General features: G+C 47.5%; 13 protein-coding genes. 8 read left to right on the top strand and 5 right to left on the bottom strand.

What is annotated here, in order from left to right; translation table 11 throughout:
- Window positions 1-252: 252 nt before the first annotated feature.
- From NDI48_04170 to NDI48_04155, 4 genes are all read left to right on the top strand, one after another.
- Window positions 253-687 carry a hypothetical protein gene (locus NDI48_04170; protein ID MEP0830400.1) on the top strand — a complete coding sequence of 145 codons (435 nt, stop codon included), beginning with the start codon at window positions 253-255 and terminating at the stop codon, window positions 685-687.
- 122 nt (window positions 688-809) lie between these two features.
- A complete protein-coding gene (locus NDI48_04165) occupies window positions 810-1760 on the top strand; it encodes a fused MFS/spermidine synthase (GenBank protein MEP0830399.1) in 951 nt (316 codons plus the stop codon).
- Window positions 1761-2227: 467 nt separating this feature from the next.
- A complete protein-coding gene (locus NDI48_04160; GenBank protein MEP0830398.1) occupies window positions 2228-4507 on the top strand; it encodes a CBS domain-containing protein in 2280 nt (759 codons plus the stop codon).
- Between the two features lie 113 nt (window positions 4508-4620).
- Entirely contained in the window at window positions 4621-5823 is a 1203-nt protein-coding gene (locus NDI48_04155; GenBank protein MEP0830397.1) for a trypsin-like peptidase domain-containing protein, read from the top strand.
- 278 nt (window positions 5824-6101) lie between these two features.
- Here the strand turns inward: NDI48_04155 and dnaK are convergent, their stop codons facing one another.
- Complete coding sequence (gene dnaK, locus NDI48_04150; protein MEP0830396.1) at window positions 6102-8021, bottom strand: molecular chaperone DnaK; 1920 nt, start codon at window positions 8019-8021, stop codon at window positions 6102-6104.
- A 521-nt stretch (window positions 8022-8542) separates the two neighbouring features.
- On the opposite strand from dnaK, the gene dusB reads away from it, so the two are divergent.
- The 3 genes from dusB (at window position 8543) to rpsU (ending at window position 10549) form a co-directional block, all read left to right on the top strand.
- Window positions 8543-9589, top strand: a complete 1047-nt coding sequence (gene dusB, locus NDI48_04145; GenBank protein ID MEP0830395.1) for a tRNA dihydrouridine synthase DusB — start codon at window positions 8543-8545, stop codon at window positions 9587-9589.
- Window positions 9590-9820: 231 nt separating this feature from the next.
- Complete coding sequence (locus NDI48_04140; GenBank protein MEP0830394.1) at window positions 9821-10102, top strand: RNA-binding protein; 282 nt, start codon at window positions 9821-9823, stop codon at window positions 10100-10102.
- 267 nt (window positions 10103-10369) lie between these two features.
- A complete protein-coding gene (gene rpsU, locus NDI48_04135) occupies window positions 10370-10549 on the top strand; it encodes a 30S ribosomal protein S21 (GenBank protein ID MEP0830393.1) in 180 nt (59 codons plus the stop codon).
- 159 nt (window positions 10550-10708) lie between these two features.
- On the opposite strand, the gene hemH is transcribed toward rpsU, so the two are convergent.
- Window positions 10709-11872, bottom strand: coding sequence for a ferrochelatase (gene hemH, locus NDI48_04130; protein ID MEP0830392.1), 1164 nt, complete (start codon window positions 11870-11872; stop codon window positions 10709-10711).
- 111 nt (window positions 11873-11983) lie between these two features.
- Between hemH and NDI48_04125 the strand changes: the two genes are divergently transcribed.
- Entirely contained in the window at window positions 11984-12607 is a 624-nt protein-coding gene (locus NDI48_04125) for a methyltransferase domain-containing protein (protein MEP0830391.1), read from the top strand.
- Window positions 12608-12613: 6 nt separating this feature from the next.
- On the opposite strand, the gene NDI48_04120 is transcribed toward NDI48_04125, so the two are convergent.
- From NDI48_04120 to argJ, 3 genes are all read right to left on the bottom strand, one after another.
- Window positions 12614-12988 carry a hypothetical protein gene (locus tag NDI48_04120; GenBank protein ID MEP0830390.1) on the bottom strand — a complete coding sequence of 125 codons (375 nt, stop codon included), beginning with the start codon at window positions 12986-12988 and terminating at the stop codon, window positions 12614-12616.
- 59 nt (window positions 12989-13047) lie between these two features.
- Window positions 13048-13590 (bottom strand): adenylate kinase, encoded by a 543-nt coding sequence (locus NDI48_04115; GenBank protein ID MEP0830389.1) that lies wholly within the window; start codon window positions 13588-13590, stop codon window positions 13048-13050.
- Window positions 13591-13805: 215 nt separating this feature from the next.
- The gene (argJ, locus tag NDI48_04110; protein ID MEP0830388.1) at window positions 13806-15047 is read right to left on the bottom strand and encodes a bifunctional ornithine acetyltransferase/N-acetylglutamate synthase; all 1242 of its coding nucleotides are present in this window, start codon (window positions 15045-15047) and stop codon (window positions 13806-13808) included.
- Window positions 15048-15086 lie beyond the last annotated feature (39 nt).

The raw sequence follows: 15086 nt of genomic DNA, 5'->3' as shown, positions 1-15086 counted from the left end.
CCCCGCTCAGTTCCCTAGAACGCCAATCCACTAACAGAAGTGGCTGTGTGCCCAAGCATTCATTTTTAAAGTAAGTTCTATATTCATAATGAATGACATGTTTAGCGGAGTTGGTCAAAACAGCTGTGTCGCCAAAGATGACAAAACCCTGGCTTGAAATCCCACATCCGGAGCAACGGGTAGCAAGAGTGTATCAAGTTATAGATATTTCTATGCTATGATGCCGCCTCCAACATGGTTAAGTATTACTGGATGAACCAGGCTGCTGGACACAAAATCATTACGCTGATGGATCAAGATGAGATTACGGCACTGGGCGCTTCCCTAAGACTTATCGATCAAAGGCTATTAACCCCAGCCAAGGAGGAGGGCACACGTCGAATCTGGTACCAGGGGGGGGAGCCTTATTTTGATATGTTTGTGGAACTGCGTCAGGGAAACATAGAGTGGTTTCAGTTTACGTTGCGCGGTAAATCACTTTCGTGGAATCCCCGGACTTCTGGCTGGCAAACTGGCAGGACAAATGAAATGCGGACAGATGACCTTACCTTCTATCCCGCGAGTAAATTGATTCAGAGCGATAAGCAGCCAGATGCTCAATTAATCACATTAGCTCGCTCAATTCTGCAAACCCGTGCGGGGGAAGAAATTTTTGACCAGCTGTTAAGCTTGTTTGATCACCCATAGAACACTCATCATTCAGATTGAGTTAAAGCCCCAAACTTAATCTTTCCGTCAGCCAGATAGAAATTTAACCTTGTTCTGTAATAATGGCTATCTGTGCCAATTACGGGAAAGGAGGGTGTTTTATGGCTGGCAGTAAAGTTGGTGCAGATTTGTGGGTGAGCGAGTACATCACGCCTTGGGATATTTATGTTCATGGCGTAACGAAAGTCCTGGCTTACAAGAAAACGGAGTACCAGGAAATGTACATCGTTGAAACGGGTGCTTATGGCAAAGGGCTAGTTTTGGATGGGAAATGGCAATCTTGTACAGGCGACGAGTTCCTTTACCATGAACCCCTTGTACACCCAGCGATGATTTGCCATGGGAATCCTCGGAATGTTCTCGTTTTGGGAGGCGGTGAAGGCGCTACAGTACGGGAAATTCTGCGTTGGAAGACGGTTGAGCAGGCGATGATGGTGGACATTGATGGTGAAGTGGTAGAGGCTTGCCGCGAACATATGCCAGAGATGCACCAAAATGCTTTTGAGGATGCGCGTACCAAGTTGGTCATTGGTGATGCTCTGGAAGTTTTAGATACGACTGACCAGAAGTGGGATATTGTGATTTCAGACCTCTCTGACCCGATTGAAGAGGGGCCGTCGTTTCAACTATTTACCAAAGAGTATTTTGAAAGAGTGCAGCGGGTGCTAGCACCGGGCGGATATTTCGTGCTGCAAGCTGGCTCTGTTTCCCCAGTGGAACTGACGCTTCATGCTCGTTTGGTCAAAACCCTGAGTACAGTGTTTCCTCACGTTCATTCTTATAGCTCTCATACCCCCAGCTACGGTGCACCTTGGGGTTTTGCGATTGCTTCAGCCGAAGCTATTGCCACGCAACCTGATCCTGCAACCATTGACCAGTTGCTGAGCGAAAAAACAACCGGTGGCTTTCGCTTGATTGATGGGATGAGCTTGTTGGGACTTCTGCAAACCCCGGCTCATATCCGCCATGCGATCGCACAAGAAACCCAGGTCTATACTCTCAAAGAACCCCCGAAGTTTTTCGGGAAAGGATCGCGTGGCTCAGAGGCTTGAGGCTACCTCTGGCACTCGAAGCGCTTCGTCCTAGCTAGCCTTGGTCAGGGTTAGCCCAGCCATGAATCAGGACAAAATCCCGACGTTTGGCTCCCTAACGCAAACATCTACCCTCGTTGGGGCTTTATTTCAGGAATGGGTAATGGGTACTCAACAACCGATTACCCATTCTTTGACGATATAAAAATTGTAAAAAGGGGTTACCAGAATGTAAGGATTTATTGCAATAGCTAAAAAATTAGCCTACCTGTTAGTGTATCACAGCGTACAATTACCTACATTACCTGTACTGTTTAAAATCCGATTCTCTCAGGGTGCAAATACTCCTACTCCTAGCGTAGCTATCCCAGCTTAAAAAAGTCAAAAAAACGGCTTGTGCTTTACAGTACGACAACATTGAAGGGGCACAAGGACCCCTACGCGAATATAGCCATGCGACATCAACGCTAATACCCTGGAAATTACTCATGCAGCCTAATGGCCTGTCCATTCAGTCATTAGCTTTAACTCATGCGATTGACTCTCATTTTATGACCGTGGCACCCGATACCCCACTGGTCGATGTCTTAGCGCTGATGAGTCAATTTCGTAGCTGCATGTTGCCTGATGGCGATCACGATTTCAACAAAAACCCTTATCCAGTTAATCGGGGCAGAACTGAGATTGACTGCATGGGTCAGGCAGAAAAAGCAATTTTTGAAGTCAACGATACCGCAGATGGCTGCGTTTTGGTGATTGACAAGTCGCAGATGGTTGGGATTTTCACAGAACGAGATATTGTCAGGCTAACGGCTGACGGTATTTCCTTAAAAAACCTCAACATGGCTGAGGTGATGACACAGCCTCCGGTGACGCTGAGACAATCACAGCAGCATGATGTTTTTACAGCTCTTGGGCTATTTCGGCAACATCGGATTCGCCACCTCCCCATCGTGGATGAGCAGGGGCAACCTGTGGGAATTGTCACCCACGACAGTATTCGCCGAGCTCTGCAACCTGTCAATCTTCTGACACGACTGCGGTATGTCAAAGATGTAATGACAACCCAGATCATTCATGCTTGTGTCAGTTTTTCGGTGCTTCATTTAGCCAAATTGATGACAGAACATCAGGTTAGCTGTGTGGTGATTACCGAACAGAGAAGACCGCAAGATGCCAACCGTCAACCTTTCAATGCTCCCTTCCCAATTCCCAGCTCTCAATCTCTCATCCCCGTTGGCATTGTCACAGAACGAGACATTGTGCAGTTTCAGGCATTAGAACTGGATTTGTCGCGAATGATGGCTCAAGATGTGATGAGTACGCCACTATTTTGCCTTCGCCCCTCAGATTCTTTGTGGCACGCCCATGAACAGATGCATCGCCACCATGTACGACGCTTAATTGTCATTGGTAACGAGGGGGAATTGATCGGCATTGTTTCCCAAACCAGTCTGCTACAAGTGCTGAACCCAGCAGATATGTATGGAGTGATTGAAGTTTTACAACAGGTGGTGGAAGAACGAACGGCTGAGTTAAAGAAAACCAATGAACGACTGCGCCATGAGATTGTTGAACGCGAACGTGCGGAGTTAGCCCTGTTAGAGGCGCACGATCAATTAAAAATACAGGTGGAGGAGAGGACCGCTCAGCTCACCCAAGCGAATGTCCAGTTGCAGCAGGACATTTTGGAACGCCAACGGGTAGAGGCGGCACTGCGACAAAGTGAAGCCAAATTGAGACAACAGGCCACCAAGCTAAAACTGACTCTAGAAGAACTGCACTCCTACCAAACTCAGCTAATTCAGACTGAAAAGATGTCAGCGCTGGGTTTGTTGGTTGCAGGTGTGGCGCACGAAATTAATAATCCAATTAATTTTATTTACGGCAATATTGCTTACGCAAGTCAATACATAGAAGACATCATGAATTTGCTGCAACTTTATGAGCAGCAATATCCCCAGTCCATACAAGAAATTCAGGAAAAAGCCGAAAAAATTGACCTAGATTTTGTGAAAGCCGATTTACCTAAACTGCTCAGTTCCATGAAGTTAGGAGCCGATCGCATCCGAGATTTGGTTCTCTCTTTACGGAATTTTTCTCGCTTGGATGAAGCCGAGATGAAATTCGTGAATCTGCATGAAGGAGTGGATAGCACTCTGTTAATTTTACAGAATCAATTCAAAGGGATAACTGGGCGTTCGGAAATTAAAGTCATTAAAGAGTATGGAGATCTGCCTCTGGTGGAGTGTTATCCAGGGCAACTAAACCAAGTGTTTATGAATCTTTTGAGCAATGCGATTGATGCCCTAGAAGAATTGAGAACCCTAAATTCACATTGTGCCCATTGCACTTCTCAACATCCCCTCCATGCACCGACCATTACCATTCGCACGAGGATTAAAGAAGTCAGCGGTAGAGAGCCAATGGCTGACTTGCCAGGCTATCGGATGCAAACACCATCGGTGTCCACCCTTCATGCGGTTATCCAAATTTCAGATAACGGTTCGGGTATGACAGAGTCTGTGTGTCAGCGTTTATTTGACCCTTTTTTTACAACAAAAGCGGTGGGGAAAGGAACGGGTTTAGGTTTGTCGATTAGCTATCAGATTGTGGTAAAAAAACATGGTGGACAGATCAAATGTATCTCTGCCCTAGGGCAAGGCACTGAGTTTGTGATCGAAATTCCAATTACACAGCGAAACCCTGCCACAGGATTGGCCGTAGATAGCTTGAAGTCGTCTTTTATTGAAGACTCTAAGGTATAACATTTGTAAGCTCCCCCAGCGAGAAACTCTACACCGTATTCGCTTAATCCAAGCTTTTTTGAGTAGAGTGGAAGTAAGAAGAAAGCAAAAGCTAGCGTAGAGTTTCCAAAACCATGAGTTTATCCCTAAAGCAGCTAACCCTTTATCTGACTTTGCTCGGCATAGGCGGGGGTGCGGGGGTGTTGGGTAGTCGTTATCTCATGGCAGAGCAGCAGGTGGCAAGCTCCCCAGAGGCAGTTCCGGCTGTGTTGCAGCCCTTGCCGCGTAAGTCATCCATCCCTGCTCCTGAAGCCAACGTCAACTTTATTGCTCAGGCTGTAGAGCTGGTGGGGCCAGCGGTTGTGAGGATTGATTCAGCGCGTAAACTTTCATCCCAAGATGTTCCAGAACCGTTCAAAAATCCCTTCTTCCGACGCTTCTTTGGGAATGAGATGCCCCCTCCTGAACAACGGGTGGAACGAGGAACTGGCTCAGGATTTATTATCAGCACAGATGGACGTCTGATTACCAATGCTCATGTTATTGCAGGTGCAGATAACGTGAAAGTAACGCTTAAGGATGGTCGGACGTTTTCAGGACGAGTGGTAGGCGTAGATTCAGTCACCGATGTGGCTGTGGTCAAAATTGAGGCGAAGAATTTACCCACCGTTCGTTTAGGAACAGCGGAGAAGTTAATTCCAGGGGAGTGGGCGATCGCGATCGGCAATCCTCTGGGTTTGGATAACACCGTGACGGTGGGCATCATCAGCGCTTTGGATCGCTCTAGTTCTCAAGTCGGCGTTCCCGAAAAACGGGTGAGCTTTATCCAGACAGATGCCGCCATTAACCCTGGTAATTCAGGGGGGCCTTTGTTAAATGCCAAAGGTGAAGTGATTGGGATTAACACAGCCATTCGTGCTGGTGCTCAGGGATTAGGCTTTGCCATCCCGATTGAAACCGCTCAACGTATTGCCGATCAGCTATTCACCAAAGGTCGGGTTGAGCATCCCTACTTGGGCATTAAGATGGTGACGCTAACACCAGATTTAAGGAAAGAACTGAATGAAGACAAGAGTCTTGGGGTCAAAGTAACGCAAGACACCGGTGTCGTCATTATTAATGTGGCGAAAAACTCACCAGCGGCTCAGGCGGGTTTCCAACCAGGAGATGTGATCGAAAAAGTGGGCGGTAAACCTATTAAGAGTGCGGCTGAGGTACAACAGCAGGTTGAAGCAAGTAGGGTTGGAGCTAATTTGGACGTTGAAGTGTCTCGTCAGGGTAAGAGACAAAAGCTCCAAGTCCGGCCTGGGGCTTTCCCGACGGAGCCATCAGAATAGTCAGCTCATGTGCATTCAAGTTGCATTAAGTCAAGGCTAAAGTCCTGACTCCAAACGAGTTGCCTGGGAAAAATGTGTGCTTTTTCTACAATGCTGCCAGCATTCGCCACAGTTGTTGATATTTGCGGTTTACCCATCCCAGCTTTTATGTCAAAGCAAAAGGGTTAACAGGCGCATTCACAAACTCTGTGAACGCTACCTATCAACCCTTGACTTAATTAGAGGTTGTAGCGGCTAGAGACTCAAGAAATTCAGCCCCAACCTCTAATCCCAATAGCTTATTTGCTTTCTGAGAACTCAGCATCAATCACATCATCGCCACCGGAACTCCCAGTGCCTGCGCCTGTGTCGGAACCTCCTGCACCCGGAGGTGTGGGACCACCATCTGAATCACCACCCGCTTGTTGATACAGGTTGGTGCTGATGCTGTAGAGGGCCTGCTGTAACTCTGGAGTAAGCGTTTTAATCCGCTCATCGTCTTCTTGCTGAACCGCCTCACGCAGGTCTTTGATTAACCCTTCTACCTTCGTCTTGTCAGCCGCAGGAACTTTGTCACCCAGTTCACTCATCTGTTTTTCAGCTTGATAAGTGAGGGAGTCGGCTTGGTTCTTACGGTCAATCTTCTCACGACGCTCTTTGTCAGTAGAGGCATTCTTCTCAGCTTCATTCACCATGCGCTCCACTTCGTCCTTAGGTAGGGTGGAAGCACCTGTAATACTGATCGATTGCTCTTTACCAGTTCCTTTGTCCTTAGCGGTAACGTTGAGGATACCGTTGGCGTCGATGTCGAAAATTACTTCAATTTGGGGAACGCCACGAGGAGCCGGTGGGATACCATCTAAGCGGAATGTACCCAGACTCTTGTTGTCGTTTGACATCTCACGCTCACCTTGGAGAACGTGGATTTCTACGTTGGTTTGACCATCCACAGCCGTGGAGAAGGTTTCCGACTTCTTGGTGGGGATGGTTGTGTTGCGAGGAATAATTTTGGTCATGACACCACCCAAGGTTTCTACACCAAGAGACAGTGGCGTGACATCGAGGAGCAGGATATCTTTAACTTCACCAGCCAGCACACCCGCTTGAATCGCAGCACCTACGGCAACGACTTCATCCGGGTTAACGCTTTGGTTGGGTTCCTTACCCAGAACCCGCTTGACCAACTCGTGTACCGCCGGAATCCGGGTGGAACCACCGACTAAGACGACCTCGTTAATGGCACTCTTGTCGATTTTGGCGTCACGCACCGCGTTCTCGACAGGGATGCGGCAACGGTCGATCAAGTCTGCACAGAGTTCTTCAAACTTGGCACGAGTTAACACCAAATCCAGGTGCTTCGGCCCATCTTGGGTTGCTGTGATGAAGGGGAGGTTGATTTCGGCCTGGGTGACGCTGGAAAGCTCAATCTTGGCTTTTTCAGCGGCTTCGGTTAAGCGTTGCAGCGCTTGCTTGTCTTTGCGTAGGTCAATGCCTTCGTCTTTCTGGAAGGTGGAAGCGAGGTAATCTACGATTTTCTTGTCGAAGTCGTCACCACCTAGGTGAGTGTCACCAGAGGTCGCTAATACTTCAAACACACCGTCGCCAACTTCCAGGATAGATACGTCGAAGGTACCACCACCCAAGTCAAATACCAGAATAGTTTCTTGGGTCTTTTTGTCTAAACCGTAGGCGAGAGAAGCGGCGGTCGGTTCGTTGATAATCCGCAACACTTCAACACCAGCGATTTTACCGGCATCTTTGGTGGCTTGACGCTGAGAGTCGTTGAAGTAAGCCGGAACGGTAACAACCGCTTGGGTAACGGTTTCACCCAGGTATTTGCTGGCGTCCTCGACTAGCTTACGCAGCACTTGAGCCGAAATCTCTTCGGGCGCAAATTGCTTGCCTTGAGCGGGACAATCGATTTTGACGTTACCGTTTATGTTGAGGGTTTTGTAAGAAACTTCGGTTGCCTCATGGGTGACTTCGCTATGTTTGCGCCCGATGAAGCGTTTGACAGAGTAAAAAGTATTTTCGGGGTTCATCACCGCCTGACGCTTGGCGATTTGACCGACTAGGCGATCGCCATTTTTGGCATAGGCTACAACCGACGGTGTCGTCCGGAACCCCTCTGCGTTAGCAATAACGGTCGGTTTACCACCTTCCATTACGGCGACGCAGGAGTTCGTTGTACCTAAGTCAATTCCAACAACTTTTGCCATAAGAGTGTTCCAGCTTCGTTTAACTACAAATAAGGATTGGGCAGGGGAGCATCAAAATTGAACCCTTTAAGAATTCAACCCGCAGTTGTTTCCCATTTCAATACCATTGGCTCTGCTACCATTCTCTATACTGAGCAATTTCCACCTGTCTCATGAAGGGGGGGTTCCCGAACCTGAGATAGGACGGTTCTTAAAAGGGTGATGGCTTTTGCCACTCCTTTAAGGAATGAATGGCTATCGGTAACTTTTTACGACCGATCACTTTCACTGTGTCTAATGTATGAAAATTAGGGGCATCAGGGATTGGGGTGAACCGTAATGAATCAGTTGTGTTTGCCGCCTTGAGCGAGTTTTGCCTTCAATTCACTCTGTTTTCATCAACAAGCAAGTCATTCCTTGCTCAAGAACATTTGTACTGAATTATGGTGGCAAGGGATGCGATCGCCAACACTTAAAACCTAAAGGATGGCTGGCTCCGACTGAGTAGAATAAAAAAGCTAAATTGCTGCAATATCACTTCTATGGTTTCCTTATCTCCCAGCTTGAAAGCCCAACTCTCCACGCCGCTGAAGATAGGCTCTTTGGAAGTGAACAGCCGAGTTTTACAGTCACCCCTCTCTGGTGTTACGGATTTGGTGTTTCGCCGTCTGGTGCGACGCTATGCCCCAGAGTCGATGATGTATACAGAGATGGTTCATGCATCCGGGCTGCGCTACGCTAAAGCTCTGCCGAAAATGATGGAGGTAGACCCCAACGAACGACCCATCAGTATTCAACTGTTTGACTGCCGCCCTGATTTCTTAGCCGAAGCCGCGCAGATGGCGGTTGAGGAAGGAGCGGATACGGTGGATATTAATATGGGTTGCCCGGTTAACAAAATCACGAAAAACGGTGGCGGTTCCTCTCTATTGCGGGAACCGGAAACCGCTGAGGCGATTGTGCGGGCTGTAGTCCAAGCCGTTACTGTCCCCGTTACCGTAAAAACCCGCATTGGCTGGACCGATCAGGAGATTAATATCCTAGAATTTGCCAAACGCATGGAGGAGGCCGGGGCGCAGATGATTACGGTTCATGGACGTACCCGCGCCCAAGGATACAATGGCAATGCCCAGTGGGAATGGATTGGACGAGTAAAGGAGATTCTCTCTATCCCCGTGATTGCCAATGGAGATATCTTCTCCGTCGAGGCCGCCGTAAATTGTTTAGAACAAACGGGTGCGGATGGGGTGATGTGTTCGCGAGGGACACTAGGCTATCCGTTCTTAGTCGGAGAAATTGACTACTTCCTGAAAACTGGACAAATATTGACGCCACCGACGCCCGAAGAACGCCTGGAATGTGCGCGAGAACATCTGCAAGCCTTGTGGGAGTATAAAGGCGATCGCGGTATTCGTCAGTCCAGAAAGCACATGACTTGGTATACTAGAGGTTTCCCTGGAGCCGCTGAATTGCGGGGGCAGTTGGCTGTCATTGAAACCGTTGAGCAGGGTGTCGAATTAATTGAGCAGGCTATAGCCGCCTTAAAAGAAGCTTGCTCATTGCACAACTCAAAACCTATCTTAGGCTAATCAGAAGTCTCGGTTGTCAATCGACGAAAGCCTGAACGACCGACGCGATTAACGGTTAAGTGTAGGATACGTCTAGAGGCATCCGAGTCCTTAGCTCAACTGGCTGGTTAACAAGTTGTTGTGCTAGGGTAGTTAGCGAGAATTATGTTTCGGTGGCAGTGTTTCTGTTGGGTATTTACAGGCTTCTCTCCGGATCTAAATCTCTGCGTTATTTGATTCTGGAGACTTTTTATGTCAATCTATGTAGGTAACCTTTCCTACCAGGTTACACCAGAGGATCTGAGTAGCGTTTTTGCGGAATACGGAACTGTAAAACGTGTTCAAATTCCAACAGACCGTGAAACAGGTCGCTCTCGCGGGTTTGGTTTTGTGGAAATGGAAACAGAAGCTGAAGAAGATGCAGCGATTCAAGAGCTTAATGGTGCCGAATGGATGGGTCGTAGTCTAAGCGTCAACAAGGCAAAGCCTCGCGAAGATAAAAAGCGCAGTGGTAGTTACTCACCCCGCTACTAAGCTTGGTTCTCCAGACATCAACATTTAGTTAATCAACATTTAGCCAACCCGATGCAACTCAACAGCCAGAAGTTGCTCTCCCTTTACTCCAGTAGTGTGAGGTGATCAACGTGCGGTGAGCATATATTCGATAGCGCTGCTTTGACGCTAATTCACAAATGAAGCAGTGCATCCAACTGCTTGTTATCACCCATTTTGTTAGAAATTTACATGGATGATTGACATCATTCATACTAAATTATTTGTTCACGCTCAGGAGAAAATAGCATGACCCAAGTGGTTGTCGGTGAAAATGAAGGCATTGAGTCTGCACTGCGACGCTTCAAGCGTCAAGTGTCAAAGGCTGGAATATTTGCAGATATGAAGCGTTTGCGTCACTTTGAAACCCCCATCGAAAAGAAAAAGCGGAAAGCTGTTGCCAGAAGGCGCAAGCGGCGGATGAACTAATTTCCGCACTATGTGCGTTTTCCCCCATGCGGCAACCCTGTAGAGGCGTGATGGACGCCTTTACAGCTTTATTTTTATCAAGATTAAAAAGCTATATAAACAGTCAGGTGAGGTGCGTCGGAACGCACCCTTATCCGGATTCAGGATCACTATTTGCAATTACAATAACCCGACAAAATGCAAAGGTCCCTGACCACTAATTAACTCCAACACCAAAGCCAGAAAACCAATCATTGCTAGGCGACCATTCCACACTTCTGCGGCTGTGGTCATTCCCCACTCCCAACGTTCTTGGGGATACATCTTAACTTTCTTCGTCGGATGGATGACTTCAGCAAACTGGCAACTAGGGACCTCAAGCGAGTCAACCACCAAAGTCGCCAGGGACTCAATAAACACAGGATGGGTATTGAGGGCGGGTACACGATGGAAGCTGCCAATACCCGCTTCTTCTGCTAAGTGTCGATACTCGATGTCAACTTCTTGCAGCGTTTCGATGTGTTCGGAGACAAAGCTAATGGGTACCACTAGCAAATTTTCGATGCCTTGAGTCCCTAATTCTTGAAGGGCGTCTTCTGTATAGGGTTTGAGCCACTCTACCGGGCCAACTCGACTTTGATAAGCCAGAGTATGGGGGTTGGGACGGTTGAGGGTTTGCATAATTAGGGCTGTGCAATCCTCAATTTCTTGTTGGTAGGGGTCACCTGCCTCTGTGACGTAACTGACAGGGACGCCATGAGCACTGAAGAAAATATGAACAGAGTCAGGGTTAGGCAACTGATCGAGTTCTTGGGCAATTAACTGCGCCATCGCTTGCAGGTAACCGGGCTGCTGGTACCAGGAAGGAATGACCGTATAGTTAATTCGGTTAAGGGCTGGGTCTTCTTGCCAAATTTTTTCGAGCAGACGGAAGCTGGAACCACTGGTACTGATGGAAAATTGAGGATACAGAGGTAGAATGACTAAATCTGTAATTCCGTCGCGCTTAATCCGGGCGATCGCTTCTTCTGTGAAGGGATGCCAATAACGCATTCCGATATAAACTCTGGCGTCTTTCCCTTTTTGTTGTAAATGTTCTTGAAGAGCTTGAGCCTGAGCCTCTGTAATGCGCCGCAACGGTGAACCCCCACCGATTTGTCGGTAGTTTTCTTGAGATTTTTTCGCACGTAGTGTGGAAATTAACCAAGCAAGGGGACTTTGCAGCCAGGAAAAGGGTAAACGAATAATTTCGGGGTCAGAAAATAAGTTGTATAGAAAGGGACGGACATCCCTTAACTCATCGGGTCCTCCCAAATTTAGTAATAAAACCCCAACACGGCCCATAGTAGTTACAGCTTCCAAAAACTTTCATATTTGTTACTGATTTTAACAATATATTCTCTTAATGGTTTGAATTCGCAGTAATAAATACACATCTTTACCAGGACGTGAGCAGTGGCAACTATTTTAAGGACTTGGAGTTATAAATACCAGTGGCTATATGATGGCATCTCTCGCCTAGCCGCTATTAGCGTAGGTGGAGAAGTGCGATTTCACCAGCTCCCCTTGCAGGGCTTAACGATTTCTTTAGATTCTCAGGTTTTAGATCTGTGTTGTGGTAGTGGTCAAGCTACCCAGTTTTTAGTGCAATACTCACAGGATGTTACGGGATTGGATGTCTCGCCTGTATCCCTGCAACGAGCAAAGCGGAATGTTCCTCAAGCCAAGTATGTGGAAGCCTTAGCTGAAGAGATGCCGTTTCCTGATGCACAATTCGATTTAGTGCATACCAGTGTGGCTATGCATGAAATGGCACCCTCTATACTGCGACAAATTATTCAGGAAGTTTACCGAGTGCTGAAGCCAGGAGGTGTGTTTGCGCTGGTGGATTTTCATAAGCCGACCAATGTTCTATTTTGGCCTGGATTATCAATGTTTCTGTGGTTATTTGAGACAAAAACCGCTTGGCAGTTATTGGAAACGGATTTAGTGAGTTTGCTCAAAGAAACAGGGTTTGAAGTATTTGATCATCGTTTGCAAGCGGGTGGCAGCCTTCAGGTGATTCAGGCCAAGAAGTGAAGTACTTTATGTTCGTGGCTTTTTGAGTTCAGCTACTTGTGATTCTAGGGATTGTACCCGCTCTTTCAGTTCAATGACTAAGGTGGCAAGGCGCTCAAACATTGGATCGGAGGAAGACACTTGCCGCCGATTGTTTCTAGAGGAAATTTGGGGAGCGGGCGAATTTGGGCTAGGTTTTTGGGGGGATGAAAAGGGACGTCCACTCAGTGTAGCTAACTGAGACTCAATGCGGCTGACTTGCGATCGCAGCTGGAAATTTTCAGCTTCTATTCGAGCAATCCGAGATTCCAGTAACCCTGGTGATTGAGCAAGTGTTAAACGCGGTAGAAAAACGAATCCCAAAATTAAGACAAGGCAAATTATCCCGTACTTGTTGATCATGATGTTTTATCCGAGCAAAAAGCAGTATTGCGTTCGCGATTGAGGGCAAATCACACTTTTTATACTGTCAAATTTGCCAGCCAAGTACCTGTAGCTTTAGGTGAATGTAAATGCACTACCTTGAGATGGATATACTCAGGCTGAGCCAAAAGAAGGGGATACTTGTTTCGATTGCTGCGATAAGTCTTTAGCGCCCACAGCAAGATGGAATCACGGCTGAATGTTTGTTGCCATGTCTCCCGGTTTCCACTCCAAAGTTCCTCTTGCATCACAACTCGTCGCCACGTTCGCTGTAACAGTCGCCCCATAATAATGGGTAGAGAATAGTCGAGCCAGACAACTGTATTAGCCCGACTCCAGATGAGCGGGCGTATTTTGCTGTAATTGCCATCAACAACCCAGCTATTAGTACTTAGCGACTGTTCTACACGTTTTTGGAAAATATTAATTGGTGCTTCTGTCCAATTCGGTTCCCAGTGGAGTGCATCGAGTTCTATATGGGGAATAGCAAGATATTGGGAAATTTGACGCGCCAAGGTTGTTTTACCTGAGCCAGATGTGCCAACTACAGAAATTCGCTGATTGTAACTGGAGGACAGCATCAATTCATTATGGGTAAACAGGTCTATCTATTCTGCTTCAGACGCTACACATTGCAGATCCCCCCGCCCTCCTGACCAAAGCTCCAGTTAAAAAGGGGGGAGAAAGATTACAACTGTTGCAATTCATTGGGAACGCGGTATCAGTTAGTATGACACCCGTCCCACCTGTTCGTTGTCAGTTGCATTAGAAGACACAGAACTGACGGCTGACAAATTTAAGTCGTATATTCCGCGTTAATTTTCACGTAGTCATAACTCAAGTCACAACCCCAAGCATTACCCGTACCATGTCCATTGCCAACACTAACGGAAATTAAAACCGTATCCTCTTTCAAATACGCACCTGCTGCTGCTTGTTTCAGATAATTACTAGCTGCTGCACGGTCAAAAGGAAGGGGTTGACCATTTTCCATCATCAAGAAATCCCCCAACTGAATTCTGAGATTTTCTTGCTCAAACGGCACTCCCGCATAACCTGCGGCGGCGGCAATTCTACCCCAATTTGGATCGCGACCAAATATCGCCGATTTAACTAAAGATGAGCCAGCAATACTTCTGGCAATTTGACGCGCTGCTTTGTCATCGCCTGCACCCGAAACTTGTACTTCAATTAAACAAGTTGCGCCTTCTCCATCCCGTGCGATCGCTTTTGCCAAGTGTTGACAAACCGCTGTTAGCATCGCCTCCAATTTTTCCGCTTCTGGCCCCATCTCGGTAATGGCGGCTGTCCGGGATTGACCATTTGCCAGAGCAATTAACGTATCGTTGGTACTGGTATCTCCATCAACCGTAATTTGGTTGAAACTTTTATCCGCTGCTCGACTCAACATCTGCTGCCACAAGGTAGTAGAGACAGTAGCATCGCAAGTAACAAATGCCAGCAGGGTTGCCATGTTCGGATGAATCATGCCGGAACCTTTACAAATGCCACCCACTCGCACGGTGCGATCGCCAATAGTAGTTTCCAGGGCGATCGATTTGGGGACTAAATCTGTAGTCATAATTGAGCGTGCTGCTGAATCTGAACCCGTTTCTGAGGCGGCGGCGACAAGTTGAGGAATTCCTGACAATAGGGCATCCATGCGAATGCGTTGCCCAATCACACCCGTCGAAGCGATCAAAATTGATTCGGGTGGAATATTCAGCGCTTGCCCCAAAGCTTTGGCACTTTCCAGGCTATCTTGCCTGCCTTGCTCACCTGTTGCTGCATTCGCTTGTCCCGCATTAACCAAGACGGCACGAGCACTGGCTTTAGCTTGCAATCGTTGACGGCAATACTCTACAGGGGCGGCGCAAACTTGATTGGTTGTGAACACACCCGCTGCGATCGCATCTACATCTGACAAAATCAATGCTAAATCAGGAAGCCCTGAAGGTTTCAGTCCAGCAGTAATTCCTGCCGCTCGATATCCTCTGGGAGCTGTGACACCACCTGTAATTTCTTGCCAGTCTGACATGACGCCTCCTGAAAACCTTGACTCCTGTTTGAGAGGCGA

The organism is Microcoleus sp. AS-A8, assembly GCA_039962225.1.
In the GTDB taxonomy this organism is placed as follows: domain Bacteria; phylum Cyanobacteriota; class Cyanobacteriia; order Cyanobacteriales; family Coleofasciculaceae; genus Allocoleopsis.
Note: the sequence above shows the minus strand (reverse complement) of the source record. Positions and strands in the feature narration are given on the sequence as shown.

Coding starts and splice junctions, on each gene's coding strand:
- NDI48_04170 (MEP0830400.1), top strand. CDS start 253: ATGAACCAGGCTGCTGGACACAAAATCATTACGCTGATGGATCAAGAT.
- NDI48_04165 (MEP0830399.1), top strand. CDS start 810: ATGGCTGGCAGTAAAGTTGGTGCAGATTTGTGGGTGAGCGAGTACATC.
- NDI48_04160 (MEP0830398.1), top strand. CDS start 2,228: ATGCAGCCTAATGGCCTGTCCATTCAGTCATTAGCTTTAACTCATGCG.
- NDI48_04155 (MEP0830397.1), top strand. CDS start 4,621: ATGAGTTTATCCCTAAAGCAGCTAACCCTTTATCTGACTTTGCTCGGC.
- dnaK (MEP0830396.1), bottom strand. CDS start 8,021: ATGGCAAAAGTTGTTGGAATTGACTTAGGTACAACGAACTCCTGCGTC.
- dusB (MEP0830395.1), top strand. CDS start 8,543: ATGGTTTCCTTATCTCCCAGCTTGAAAGCCCAACTCTCCACGCCGCTG.
- NDI48_04140 (MEP0830394.1), top strand. CDS start 9,821: ATGTCAATCTATGTAGGTAACCTTTCCTACCAGGTTACACCAGAGGAT.
- rpsU (MEP0830393.1), top strand. CDS start 10,370: ATGACCCAAGTGGTTGTCGGTGAAAATGAAGGCATTGAGTCTGCACTG.
- hemH (MEP0830392.1), bottom strand. CDS start 11,872: ATGGGCCGTGTTGGGGTTTTATTACTAAATTTGGGAGGACCCGATGAG.
- NDI48_04120 (MEP0830390.1), bottom strand. CDS start 12,988: ATGATCAACAAGTACGGGATAATTTGCCTTGTCTTAATTTTGGGATTC.
- NDI48_04115 (MEP0830389.1), bottom strand. CDS start 13,590: ATGCTGTCCTCCAGTTACAATCAGCGAATTTCTGTAGTTGGCACATCT.
- argJ (MEP0830388.1), bottom strand. CDS start 15,047: ATGTCAGACTGGCAAGAAATTACAGGTGGTGTCACAGCTCCCAGAGGA.